Raw genomic sequence first — 12,889 nt, 5'->3', positions numbered from 1 at the left:
TGAACATCGCCGCGCCACGGGCGTCGGTCCACCACTTCGCGATCCACATACACATCATGAGGAAAGTACGCAAATCGCCCAACCCGAAAGTGAGGGGCCATGGACCAGAACAAGGTCATGAAGCTGTGGACCGCCATCGTCACCGCCTTTCTCGCGCTGTGCACGGCGCTCGGATTCATGAGCGCCGCCACCGCCCCCGCGACCGCCGCGCCGCACACCGAGAGCCCCCTCACCGGGACCGCGCAAGGCACGGATCCGGTGATCCCGGCACCACGCCACTGGTCCTGGCCCACCACCAGGGCCTTGCCCCCCACGATGAAGCAGCGGATCAGGGCCGAGGCCCACGGGAAGTCCCCCAGCTGCCGGCACCGACCCCTCGACGAGACCGAGCTGACACCGGACAGCCGCGAGACACAGAAGGCCCGTGAGACGCAGGAGACGGATCAGACGGGGCAGGAGACCGGGGCCCGACGGCCCTCCGCACCGCTCGACTGCTGAACCGACTCTCTCTCCTCCTCGGCACCGCGACGTCTCGACAACTCGGCGACTTGCGTACGCACCAGTCGACACGGAAGGACCCCCGGCCCCGGCCGGGGGTCACGCGCGCGTTCGAAGGGGGCCGGAACCGTCCGGGACGGGACCCTGAGACGATGGCCGCGACATCCCGGAGAGGTCTTGAGAGGTGGTGAGTGCTGCCGTGACCCGGCACGCCACCGTTGTCACCGTCGTCACCGCCGTGCACGCCCCCTCGGCCCGGTTCCTGCCGGACGCCTGGGCCTCCCTGCGCGACCAGGAACTGCCCGGCGGCGCGCGCTGGGAGTGGGTGATCCAGGAGGACGGCACGACGGACGAGGTCCGCCCGTACGTCCCCGAGGACCCGCGCGTCACTTTTCGCCAGGGCAGACCCGGTGGCCCCGGCGTCGCCCGCACGATCGCGCTGGCGCACGCGCGGGGCACGTATGTGAAGGTCCTGGACGCCGACGACCGGCTCACCCCGGGCGCGCTCGCCCGCGACCTCGCCGTCCTGGAGGCGGATCCCGGCCTCGGCTGGGCCTCCTGCCGGGTCCTTGACCTGCTGCCCGACGGTTCCACGGCCGGTTTCCCCGGCGACCCGGACGAGGGCCCGGTGGAGCGCGGGTCCGTACTCGCCCACTGGGCGGCGCACGACTTCCGTCCCCCCGTCCATCCCGCGACCCTCTGCGTGCGCCGGGAGCTGCTGACCGCGCTCGGCGGCTGGATGGCGCTGCCCGCCTCCGAGGACACGGGGCTGCTGCTGGCGCTGGACGCGGTGAGCCGCGGCTGGTTCTCGGCCGAGGCGGGGCTGCTCTACCGCAAGTGGGAGGGGCAGGCCACCGGCCAGTCCTCCCACACCGATCCGGCCGAGCGCGCGGCCCGCGCGGCGGTCGCGGAGGCCAGGGCCCGCGCGCTGGCCGGCCTCGGCTGGACGTATCCGGCCCGGTGAGCCCGTCGCACGGATGGAAGCGGGCCCCCTACGGAGCCCCGCCCGGACCCTCGCGGGCGTCCGTGCGGCCTTCGCGCGGCGCCCGCGGGACCTACTCCCCGAACACGATCGCCTGCGAGGGGCACCGCTCCGCCGCCTCCCGCACGCCGGGCTCGTCGGCGGCCTCCTCCTTGCCGGGCAGCACCACGCCGTAGCCGTCCTCGAAGGCGAACACGGCCGGTGCCCGGAACGCGCACTCGGCGGAGCCGTAACACGCGGCGCGGTCGACGGTGACCTTCATACGTCCTCCAGCCCTGGGCCATCGGGGTTCCAGGACGTCACTGCCCGGCCGGCCGGGCACTCAACCGGCCGTCGCCGCCCCGCTCGCGGCCGCGAGCCAGTGGGCGACCCGGCGGACCGCGGGTTCGTCCAGCCGGCCGGCAGCTCCCGCACCGCGGCGTCGCCCTCCCCGGCCCTCCCCGCTCAGGGCGGCGGTGAGCGCCTGGTGGCGACGGTTCGTCAAGGGCGTGGTGGGTCCAGCCGGTTCGGATGTCGGGTACGGCGGGATGCGCCACGCGGCCTTCCCGGCCAGGGCGTCATGCGGCCGCCGGTCGCCGCCCCCCGGCCCCCGCGGCACGACCGCCAGTCCGTCCCGCGGGCCCGTACGGTCGGGGTCGTCTCGCCGACGGCGTGCGGCACGGGCGGCCGGTAAGGGTGCTCCGCGGCCGACCCCCAGGAGCCCCGGGAACGAGACTGGCGTTCCATCGGATGACCGGGTGTGCCGCGGCGGAGAAGTCCCCTGCCCGCCGGCACCGGTCCCTCCCCTCGTGGGGACCGGTGCCGGACGGTGCGGGACGTCGATCCGCGCCTCGTCGGCGTGGTGGCGCGGATCGAAGCATGGGAGGCGGTCGGGGTCGTGGGGGGCGGGGTCAGCCGGATGCGCCCGGCTCAGATGACGGATCGCCGACCGCTCGCGGCTTTCGATGGAAGTCGACCGAAAATGTGCAACGCCATGAGGTGTCTCTCCGAGCGCCGGGCCGTTTGGCCTGTCCGGACGGTGTGTGACGGTTCCGCTACCGGGGTTGCGATCCTGCCATCTGACGCCACCGGGGAGGAGATCCTGGTCTCCGGAGCGGGGCTTATCCGCAGGTCAGCCGTATAAGGTGAGTTTTCCGGTCCGGACGTCCGCAGGCGGGGGGAAGTGAGGGGTGGGGCCTTGGGTTCCGACTCAGGGGCACGCACAGCTTTCGCCGAGCGCCTCGCGCTGCTCTACAAGGAGGCCGGAAATCCTCCCCTGAAAAGCGTCGCCGAGGCGGTCGGCCGACTGCAGCGGGTCGACGAGCGCGGCCGTCCGGTGCGGGTGTCCGCGCAGCGGATCAGCGACTGGCGGCGGGCCAAGAACGTGCCGGCCCAGTTCACCGCCCTCGCGGCGGTGCTCCAGATCCTGATCCCGGAGGCGCGGCGCGCCCGCCCGCAGCCGGTCTCCACGGGCCTGTACGACCTCGCCCACTGGCAGCGGCAGTGGGAGCGCGCGCTGGCCGACCCGGTGGGCGACCGGGCCACGCCGCCCGCCGCGCCCGCCGAGGAGGACGGACGGCCGCCCGCCCAGGCGCCGCCCGTCGCCGGGGGCGTGTGCCCCTACCGGGGTCTCGCGCCGTACCGGCAGGAGGACGCGCGCTGGTTCTTCGGCCGGGAGCGCAGCACCGACGCGATCATCGCCCAGCTGCGCGCGGCGGGCCGTACCGGCGGTCTGGTGATGCTGGTCGGCGCCTCGGGCGCGGGCAAGTCCTCGCTGCTGAACGCCGGTCTGGTCCCGGCGATCGCGGGCGGCGCCCTGACCGGCCCGGGTCTCGCCCCGCAGCCGGACGGCGCTCCCGGACCGCACGCCCCCGTCGTCCAGTTGGTGCCGGGCGCCGATCCGCTCGCCGAACTCGTCCGCCGCATACCCGATCTCGCGCCCGTGGCCGCCGAGGCGCGCGCGGCCGAGCGGGAGGCCGCGGCCCGGGGGGAGGCCGCGGAGGGCTCCACGCCGACGGGCGGCGAGGCGCCCCGGATCGTCCGCGGCGCCCGCGAGGCGGTCACCGAGTGGGCACTCCGCGAGGCACCGGCGGGCGTCCGGCCGGTGCTGATCGTGGACCAGTTCGAGGAGACGTTCACCCTCTGCCCGGACAAGGCGGACCGCCGTACCTTCGTCCAGCTGCTGCACGCCTGCTGCACCCCGCCCTTCGGCGCGGCCGGACCCGCCCCCGTCCTGGTGGTCCTCGGCATCCGCGCCGACTTCTACGAACAGTGCCTCGGCTACCCCGAGCTGGCCGACGCGCTCCAGCACCGGCACATGGTGCTCCCCCCGCTGACCAGCGGCGAACTGCGCGACGCGGTGACCGGCCCCGCCAAGGCGGTGGGCCTGGAGCTGGAGCCGGGGCTGGCCGAGCTGATCGTGCGCGAGGTGAGCGCCGACGGCCCGCGCGGGGCGCACGACGCGGGCGTCCTCCCTCTGTTGTCGCACGCCCTGCTGGCCACCTGGCAGCGCCGCAAGGGCGGGAAGCTGACGCTGGCCGGCTACCGGGCGGCGGGCGGCATCCAGGGGGCGGTCGCGGCGACCGCCGAACGCGCCTGGTCGGGGCTCGACCCGGCCGCCCGTACGGCGGCCCGGCTGCTCCTGCTGCGCCTGGTACGGCTGGGCGAGGACACCGTGGCCACCCGGCGGCGCGGCACCCGGCGGCAGCTGGCGCAGGAGTCGGCGGACCCCGGCAAGACCGAGGAGTCCCTGGAGGCGCTGGTCCGGGCCCGGCTGGTGACGCTGGACGCGGACACCGTGGAGATCACCCACGAGGCGCTGCTGCACGCCTGGCCCCGGCTGCGGCACTGGATCGACGACAACCGCAACGACCATCTGCTGCGCCAGCGCCTGGAGGAGGACGGCCGCTCCTGGGAGGACTCGGAACGGGACAGCTCACTGCTGTACCGGGGCTCCCGGCTCGAACAGGCCCGCCTGTGGGCGCGTTCCGCGGGGGACACGTATCTGACCCGCAGCGCGGTGGAGTTCCTGGCCGCGTCCGTACGGCTGCGCAAGCGCACGGTGTGGCTGAGCCGGGCCGCGGTGGCGGCCCTGGTGGTGCTCGCGCTGGTCGCGGGCGGCTCGGCGGTGATCGCCTGGCAGCAGCGCGACGACGCCGTGTTCGAACAGGTGCTCGCCGAGGCGGACCGGGTCCAGCGCACCGACCCCTCGCTCGCCGCCCAGCTGGACCTGGTCGCCCATCAGCTGCGTCCCGGCGACGAGGGCACGTACAGCCGGCTGATCTCCATCGTGAACGCGCCGCTGGCCACCCCGCTGTCCGGCCACACCGGCGCCGTCTACCTGACCTCCTTCAGCCCGGACGGGCACACCCTGGCCACGGCCAGCTACGACCGGACGGTACGCCTGTGGAACGTGGCCGACCCGACCCGGCCCCACCCCCTCGGCCGGCCCCTGACCGGGCACTCCAGCTGGGTGAGCAGCGCCGTGTTCAGCCCCGACGGGCGGGTGCTGGCCAGCGCGGGCGACGACGGCACGATCCGGCTGTGGAACGTCGCCGACCCGGCCCGCCCGGCCTCCTTCGGCGCGCCCATGGCCGGGCACGCGGGCACCATCTACCTCGTCGCCTTCAGCCCCGACGGCCGCACCCTCGCCTCGGCCGGGGAGGACGGCACGGTACGGCTGTGGAACGTGGCGGACCCGGCGCACCCCGCCGCGCTCGCCGTGCTCCGCGGGCACACCGCGGCCGTGCGCAGCGTCGCCTTCAGCCCCGACGGCCACACCCTCGCGGCAGGCGGCGACGACGACACGATCCGGCTGTGGAAGGTGACCGACCCGCGCCGGCCCGCCACGCTCGGCGTGCTGCGCGGCCACACGGACGTCGTGCACTCGGTCGCCTTCAGCCCCGACGGGCACACCCTGGCCAGCGGCAGCGCGGACGACACCGTACGGCTGTGGAACGTCGCCCGCCCGACCGCGGCCAAGCCTCTCGGCGCGCCCCTGACGGGGCACACCGGGCCCGTCTGGTCGGTGGCGTTCAGCCCCGACGGCGGGCGGCTCGCCGCCGCGAGCGCGGACAGCACGGCCAGCCTGTGGAACGTCACCGACCCGGGCTCCCCCTCGCAGATCGGCGAGCCCCTCGCGGGCAGCAGCGGCGAGATGTACGCGCTCGGCTTCAGTCCCGACGGACGCACCCTCGCCACCGGCAGCGGGGACGCCAGGGTGCGCCTGTGGTCGATCCCGACCTCGGACATGATCGGCCGCAGCGGGGCGTTCAGCCGGGACGGGCGGATGCTGGCCACGACCGCCCGCGACGGGCGGATGCGGCTGTGGAACGTGGCGCGTCCCGGGCGGCCGGTGCCGCTGGGCCCGCCGTTCATCAGCGGGACCGGGGCCGACACCCTCGTCTTCTCGCCGGACGGCCGCACCCTCGCCGTCCTGACGGGCGAGCAGAAGGTGTACCTGTGGAACGTCTCCGACCCGGCCCACCCCTTCCAGCCGGGCCCGCCCCTGCCGCTGCGCACCCGCTTCATGGGCCCCAACGCGCTCGCGTTCAGCCCGGACGGGAACACGCTGGCCACCGCCAACGACGACCGCACCATACGGCTGTGGAACGTGGCCGACCCGGCCCGCCCGTCCCCGCTCGGCGCACCGCTCACCGGCCACCACGGCTACATCAACGCGCTCGTCTTCAGCCCCGACGGGCACTCGCTGGCCAGCGGCAGCGCGGACAGCACCGTACGCCTGTGGGACGTCACCGACCCGGCCGCGGTGAAGCCGCTCGGCACCCCGCTCACCCGGCACACGGGTCCGGTCAACGCGCTGGCCTTCAGCCCCGACGGGCGGACCCTGGCCAGCGGGAGCGACGACGACACGGTCCGGCTGTGGAACGTCGCCGACCCCGCCTCGGCGCGCCCCATCGGCGCACCGCTCACCGGCCACACCGAGGCGGTCACCTCGCTGACCTTCGACACGGACGGGCGGACCCTGGCCAGTGGCGGCGACGACAACACGGTCCGGCTGTGGAACGTCACCGACCCCACCACGGCGCGCCCGATCGGCCAGTCCATGACGCCCAACGCCAAGACCGGCACCTTCCTGTCGTTCAGCCCCGGCAGCCGGGTCCTCGGCGTCTCCAGCGGCCCCGACACGGTCCGCCTGTGGGACCTGGACGCCGGCACGGCCATCGACCACATCTGCTCGGTGACCCGGGGCGTCCTCACCCCCGCCAAGTGGCACGAGTACCTCCCGCGCCTGTCCTACGACCCTCCGTGCGGCCGCTGATCGGCCAACTTGCTTCTTTCTGCTCCGACTTGGCTCCACACGACCGACAACCTTGTTACCCTTGGCCATAGCCCGATCGCTGGTGCATCCCCCGTCGCCAGCGATCGGGTCTTTTCATGCCCACCCGCCCCGGCGCGCGACCCGGGGGCGGTCAACGGAGCGGCCTTCGGACCGGAGCCGTGAACGGCGAAGACCCCCGGTCCATCCGGACCGGGGGTCTTCTCGCTGGTGGGGCTAACAGGATTTGAACCTGTGGCCTCATCCTTATCAGGGATGCGCTCTAACCAACTGAGCTATAGCCCCGCCGCGCTCTGCGGTGTGTGTCCCGCGCGCTGACTCCTGAAGATTAGCGCACGACCACGTCAGTCCCAAAATCGGTTGTCGGGGGACCGGCGTCGGGCCGTCACTCGTCCTCGGCGAGGGTCAGTTCGACGCCGCCGACGAAGCCCGCGGAGAGGTTGTAGATGAAGGCGCCGAGCGTGGCGAGCGCGGTGGCCAGGACGACGTCGATGGCGGCGATGATCGTCGTGAACATCAGGACGTGGGGGAGCGAGAGGAAGGACTGGAGGTCGAAGCCGTTCGCCTCGTTCGAGCCCGTCGCCTCCGAGATCGTGCCGCCGACCGTGGAGAACACGCCCATCGCGTCCATGACCATCCACAGCACCGCCGACGCGACGATCGTGCAGATGCCGAGCGCGATGGAGAGCAGGAAGCTGACCTTCATCACCGACCACGGGTCGGCCTTGGCCACCCGCAGCCGCGCCTTACGGGTGCGCGGCGCCGTGCGCACCCCGGTGCGCGGACGCCGTACGGCGCCGGCCGGCTGCTGCGCCGGATAGGCCTGCGGCGGGTGGTAGGGCCCGTCCGGCTGCTCCGGGCGCCGCTCCCCGGGGAGCGGAGACGACGACTGCGCCTCGCCGGCCGCGGCCGGGCCTCGGGTGTCCGTCACAGTTCCCCCCTGGGGTGCAGACGTGCCGGAGGCGTCCGCCGCGGACGCCCGCACCGGCTTCAGGTTGGTCGTATGCGGGTCGGTGGCAGTCCCCGCATGCGCGGCGGAGCCACGGCCGCCGCCGTCCGTCTCCGTACCCGTGGAGGTACCGGCCGATCCGGCGCCCGTGGCTCCGCTCACGATGACTCACTCCTCGTGCTACTCGGCCGAGGGCGCCTCACCCTCGTCCGTGCCGGCGGCCTGGGCGCCCTCGGCGGTGATGTCGTCGGCGTCCTCGCCGTCGACCTCCTCCGCCTCGCGCCCCGCCTCGGCGTTACGTGCGATACCTACCACGGCATCGCGCTTGCCCAGGTTGATCAGTTGGACGCCCATGGTGTCACGGCCCGTCTCCCTGACCTCGTTGACTCGCGTGCGAATCACACCGCCGGACAGGGTGATCGCGAGGATCTCGTCGGTCTCCTCCACGACCAGCGCCCCGACGAGCGAACCGCGGTCCTCCACGATCTTGGCGGCCTTGATGCCGAGGCCGCCGCGACCCTGGACGCGGTACTCGTCGACGGCGGTCCGCTTCGCGTACCCGCCGTCGGTGGCAGTGAACACGAACGTACCGGGTCGCACGACATTCATCGAGAGAAGCTCGTCGCCCTCGCGGAAACTCATCCCCTTGACGCCCGAGGTGGCGCGGCCCATCGGGCGAAGGGACTCGTCCGTGGCGGTGAACCGGATCGACTGCGCCTTCTTGCTGATCAGCAGGAGGTCGTCCTCCGCCGAGACCAGCTCGGCGCCGATCAGCTCGTCGTCACTGCCGTCCTCGCGCTCCCGCAGGTTGATCGCGATCACGCCGCCGGAGCGGGGCGAATCGTAATCCTTCAGAGGCGTCTTCTTGACCAGACCGGACTTGGTGGCCAGCACCAGGTACGGCGCCGCCTCGTAGTCCCGGATCGCCAGGATCTCGGCGATCGCCTCGTCCGGCTGGAAGGCCAGCAGGTTCGCCACGTGCTGACCGCGCGCCTCGCGGCCCGCCTCGGGCAGCTCGTACGCCTTCGCCCGGTACACCCGGCCCTTGTTGGTGAAGAACAGCAGCCAGTGGTGCGTGGTGGAGACGAAGAAGTGGTCGACGATGTCGTCTTCCTTCAGCTTCGTGCCCCGCACGCCCTTGCCGCCGCGCTTCTGGGCCCGGTAGTCGTCCGTCTTGGTCCGCTTGACGTAGCCGCCGCGCGAGACCGTGACGACGATGTCCTCCTCGGCGATCAGGTCCTCGATGGACATGTCGCCCTCGTACGGGATCAGCTTGGTCTTGCGGTCGTCGCCGTACTTCTCGACGATCGCCGCCAGCTCCTCGCTGACGATGCCGCGCTGGCGCACCGGGGAGGCCAGGATCTCGTTGTACTCGTTGATCTTCGCCTGGAGCTCGTCGTGCTCCTGGACGATCTTCTGCCGCTCCAGGGCCGCCAGGCGCCGCAGCTGCATCTCGAGGATCGCGTTGGCCTGGATCTCGTCGATCTCCAGGAGGCCCATCAGGCCGGTGCGCGCGACCTCGACGGTCTCGCTGCGCCGGATCAGCGCGATGACCTCGTCGATCGCGTCCAGTGCCTTCAGCAGACCGCGCAGGATGTGCGCGCGCTCCTCGGCCTTGCGCAGCCGGAACCTGGTCCGGCGCACGACGACCTCGATCTGGTGGGTCACCCAGTGCCGGATGAACGCGTCCAGGGACAGCGTGCGCGGCACGCCGTCGACCAGCGCCAGCATGTTGGCGCCGAAGTTCGTCTGGAGGTCGGTGTGCTTGTACAGGTTGTTCAGCACGACCTTGGCGACCGCGTCCCGCTTCAGGACGATCACCAGGCGCTGGCCGGTGCGCGACGACGTCTCGTCACGGACGTCCGCGATGCCGCCGATCTTGCCGTCCTTCACCAGGTCGGCGATCTTCTGCGCCAGGTTGTCCGGGTTCACCTGGTACGGCAGCTCGGTGACCACCAGGCACTGCCGGCCCTGGATCTCCTCGACCTCGACCACCGCGCGCATCGTGATCGAGCCGCGCCCGGTGCGGTACGCCTCCTCGATGCCCTTGCGGCCCACCACCAGCGCGCCGGTCGGGAAGTCGGGGCCCTTGATGCGCTCGATCAGCGCGTCCAGCAGCTCCTCGTGCGAGGCCTCGGGGTTCTCCAGGCACCACTGGGCGCCGGCGGCGACCTCGCGCAGGTTGTGCGGCGGGATGTTGGTCGCCATGCCGACCGCGATGCCCGCCGAGCCGTTGATCAGCAGGTTCGGGAAGCGGGAGGGCAGGACGGTCGGCTCCTGGGAGCGGCCGTCGTAGTTGTCCGTGAAGTCGACGGTCTCCTCGTCGATGTCGCGGACCATCTCCATCGACAGCGGCGCCATCTTGCACTCGGTGTAGCGCATCGCCGCGGCCGGGTCGTTGCCCGGGGAGCCGAAGTTGCCGTTGGAGTCCACCAGCGGCATCCGCATCGCCCACGGCTGGGCGAGCCGCACCAGGGCGTCGTAGATCGAACTGTCGCCGTGCGGGTGGTAGTTGCCCATGACGTCGCCGACCACGCGGGCGCACTTGTAGAAGCCGCGCTCGGGGCGGTAACCGCCGTCGTACATCGCGTAGAGCACGCGCCGGTGGACGGGCTTGAGGCCGTCCCGGACGTCGGGCAGAGCTCGGGACACGATGACGGACATCGCGTAGTCCAGGTACGAGCGCTGCATCTCGGTCTCGAGCCCGACGGGCTCGACACGCATGGTGACTTCGCCGCCCTCTTCCGGGGTGACTGGAGTGTTCTCGTCGGCCATTGCTGGTGAAGATCCTTCCCTGTGCGGTCAGCTGAGACCGACTCAGATGTCGAGGAAGCGGACGTCCTTGGCGTTGCGCTGGATGAACTGGCGGCGCGCCTCGACGTCCTCGCCCATCAGCACGGAGAACAGGTCGTCGGCCTGGGCGGCGTCGTCCAGGGTGACCTGGCCGAGGACGCGGTGCTCCTGGTCCATGGTGGTCACGCGCAGCTCCTCGGCGTTCATCTCACCGAGACCCTTGAAGCGCTGGATCGAGTCCTCGCGGATGCGCTTGCCGCGCTGGCGGCCCAGCTCGATCAGCGCGTCGCGCTCGCGGTCCGAGTAGGCGTACTCGGTGTCGTCCCGGCCCCACTTGATCTTGTACAGCGGCGGGCGGGAGAGGAACACGTGGCCGGCCTCGACCAGCGGCCGCATGAAGCGGAACAGGAAGGTCAGCAGCAGCGTGTTGATGTGCTGGCCGTCGACGTCGGCGTCCGCCATCAGGATGATCTTGTGATAGCGGAGCTTCTCGATGTCGAAGTCCTCGTGCACACCCGTGCCGAAGGCGGAGATCAGCGCCTGGATCTCCTGGTTCTGCAGGATCTTGTCGATCCTCGCCTTCTCCACGTTCAGGATCTTGCCGCGGATCGGGAGGATCGCCTGGTACTGCGGGTTGCGGCCGGACTTGGCCGAGCCGCCGGCGGAGTCACCCTCGACGATGAAGATCTCGCACTTGGTCGGGTCGTTCGACTGGCAGTCGGACAGCTTGCCCGGCAGCGACGCCGACTCCAGCAGGCCCTTGCGCCGGGTGAGGTCGCGGGCCTTGCGGGCGGCGACGCGCGCGGTGGCGGCCTGGATGCCCTTGCGGATGATGTCCGCGGCCTCGTTCGGGTTGCGGTCCAGCCAGTCGTTCAGGTGCTCGTAGACCGCCTTCTGGACGAAGGTCTTGGCCTCCGTGTTGCCCAGCTTGGTCTTGGTCTGGCCCTCGAACTGCGGCTCGCTGAGCTTGACCGAGATGATCGCGGTCAGGCCCTCGCGGATGTCGTCGCCGGTGAGGTTGTCGTCCTTGTCGCGGAGCAGCTTCTTGTCGCGCGCGTACTTGTTGATCAGCGACGTCAGCGCGGCGCGGAAGCCCTCCTCGTGGGTACCGCCCTCGTGGGTGTGGATGATGTTGGCGAACGAGTAGACACCCTCGCTGTAGCCGTTGTTCCACTGCATCGCGACCTCGAGGGACAGGCTCTTGTCCTTGTCCTCCGCCTCCAGGTCGATGATGGTCGGGTGCACCACCTCCCCCTTGCGGGAGTTGAGGTACTTCACGAAGTCGACGATGCCGCCCTCGTAGTGGTACGTGACCGACTTGACCTCGGCCTTCTCGTCCGCGCCCGCCTCGTCCGCGCCGCTGGTGGCCTTCGCCGACTCCCGCTCGTCGGTGAGCCTGATGTTCAGGCCCTTGTTGAGGAAGGCCATCTCCTGGAAGCGCCGGGACAGCGTCTCGAAGGAGTACTCGGTGGTCTCGAAGATCTCCGGGTCGGCCCAGAAGGTGACCGACGTGCCCGTCTCGTCGGTGGCCTCGTGCTGGGCCAGCGGGGCGGTCGGGACGCCCATCTTGTACTCCTGCGTCCACCGGTGGCCGTCGGTCTTGACCTCGACGGAGACCTTGCCCGACAGGGCGTTGACGACGGACACGCCGACGCCGTGCAGACCACCGGAGACGGCGTAGCCGCCACCGCCGAACTTGCCGCCCGCGTGCAGCACGGTCAGCACGACCTCGAGGGCCGGCTTGCCCTCGGAGGGCACGATGCCGACCGGGATGCCTCGGCCGTTGTCGACGACGCGGACGCCGCCGTCGGCGAGGATCGTCACGTCGATGGTGTCGGCGTAGCCCGCCAGCGCCTCGTCGACCGAGTTGTCGACGACCTCGTACACCAGGTGGTGCAGTCCGCGCTCGCCCGTGGAGCCGATGTACATGCCGGGCCGCTTGCGGACCGCGTCCAGCCCTTCGAGCACGGTGATGGCGCTGGCGTCGTACGAGGCCGGCGAGGCCGGGGCCTCGGCGTGCACGCCTGCGTCGGTGGACGGGATGTTCTCGTTGGGGTTGCCGGAATCGGCCACGAAGCGCCCTTTCTGGCACAGCACGAGCCGGGCTCGTCGGCAGGTTGCCGGAGCGGCTGCGGCATGTTGCGTTGGTAAGCCTTGATCAGCGTTGCTCAGCTTTTCCCGGGCGGTCCCCACATTGGGGCGGGATTGGCTTCCAGTCTACCGGTAGCGCTGACATCGATGGGGGTTTGCCGGTACCTGAGTCCCCATGTGCCGCCCTGAACCGGTCTCGGCCGGGTCCCGATATGCGGAAGGGGGCTCCAAGAGCCTCACAGCGGCACTCAGAGCTTCGGGCCGTCAACCCTTGGCTACTCCAGGGTCGGTACGCGTC

7 protein-coding genes and 1 tRNA gene are annotated in these 12,889 nt (G+C 71.8%); 3 read left to right on the top strand and 5 right to left on the bottom strand.

All coding sequences use genetic code 11. The annotated features are described in order from the left end of the window. Window positions 1-99: 99 nt before the first annotated feature. Window positions 100-498 (top strand): DUF6344 domain-containing protein, encoded by a 399-nt coding sequence (locus QSK45_RS13965; protein WP_285556612.1) that lies wholly within the window; start codon window positions 100-102, stop codon window positions 496-498. Window positions 499-685: 187 nt separating this feature from the next. Further along, window positions 686-1,462: a glycosyltransferase gene (locus tag QSK45_RS13960; RefSeq protein ID WP_285556610.1), complete on the top strand. Its 777-nt coding sequence runs from the start codon at window positions 686-688 to the stop codon at window positions 1,460-1,462. Window positions 1,463-1,553: 91 nt separating this feature from the next. Here QSK45_RS13960 and QSK45_RS13955 read toward each other — a convergent pair whose 3' ends face one another. Beyond that, window positions 1,554-1,742, bottom strand: coding sequence for a ferredoxin (locus QSK45_RS13955; protein ID WP_285556608.1), 189 nt, complete (start codon window positions 1,740-1,742; stop codon window positions 1,554-1,556). Window positions 1,743-2,657: 915 nt separating this feature from the next. On the opposite strand from QSK45_RS13955, the gene QSK45_RS13950 reads away from it, so the two are divergent. After that, window positions 2,658-6,740, top strand: a complete 4,083-nt coding sequence (locus tag QSK45_RS13950) for an nSTAND1 domain-containing NTPase (protein WP_285556607.1) — start codon at window positions 2,658-2,660, stop codon at window positions 6,738-6,740. Between the two features lie 226 nt (window positions 6,741-6,966). Here the strand turns inward: QSK45_RS13950 and QSK45_RS13945 are convergent. The 4 genes from QSK45_RS13945 to gyrB form a co-directional block, all read right to left on the bottom strand. Then, window positions 6,967-7,043 (bottom strand) — tRNA-Ile (locus tag QSK45_RS13945). Between the two features lie 100 nt (window positions 7,044-7,143). After that, a complete protein-coding gene (locus tag QSK45_RS13940; protein WP_285556605.1) occupies window positions 7,144-7,869 on the bottom strand; it encodes a DUF3566 domain-containing protein in 726 nt (241 codons plus the stop codon). Between the two features lie 18 nt (window positions 7,870-7,887). Then, window positions 7,888-10,482, bottom strand: a complete 2,595-nt coding sequence (gyrA, locus tag QSK45_RS13935; protein WP_285556603.1) for a DNA gyrase subunit A — start codon at window positions 10,480-10,482, stop codon at window positions 7,888-7,890. Window positions 10,483-10,524: 42 nt separating this feature from the next. Continuing rightward, window positions 10,525-12,597, bottom strand: coding sequence for a DNA topoisomerase (ATP-hydrolyzing) subunit B (gyrB, locus tag QSK45_RS13930; protein ID WP_285556602.1), 2,073 nt, complete (start codon window positions 12,595-12,597; stop codon window positions 10,525-10,527). Window positions 12,598-12,889 lie beyond the last annotated feature (292 nt).

Source organism: Streptomyces hygroscopicus subsp. hygroscopicus, from assembly GCF_030269125.1.
Taxonomy (GTDB): Bacteria; Actinomycetota; Actinomycetes; order Streptomycetales; family Streptomycetaceae; genus Streptomyces; species Streptomyces hygroscopicus_C.
The sequence above is the reverse complement of the archived record's forward strand: the minus strand, read 5'-3'. Positions and strand labels throughout refer to the sequence as shown.

What these genes read in the sequence shown, in the direction of transcription:
- QSK45_RS13965 (WP_285556612.1), top strand. Translation starts at nt 100, where the DNA reads ATGGACCAGAACAAGGTCATGAAGCTGTGGACCGCCATCGTCACCGCC.
- QSK45_RS13955 (WP_285556608.1), bottom strand. Translation starts at nt 1,742, where the DNA reads ATGAAGGTCACCGTCGACCGCGCCGCGTGTTACGGCTCCGCCGAGTGC.
- gyrA (WP_285556603.1), bottom strand. Translation starts at nt 10,482, where the DNA reads ATGGCCGACGAGAACACTCCAGTCACCCCGGAAGAGGGCGGCGAAGTC.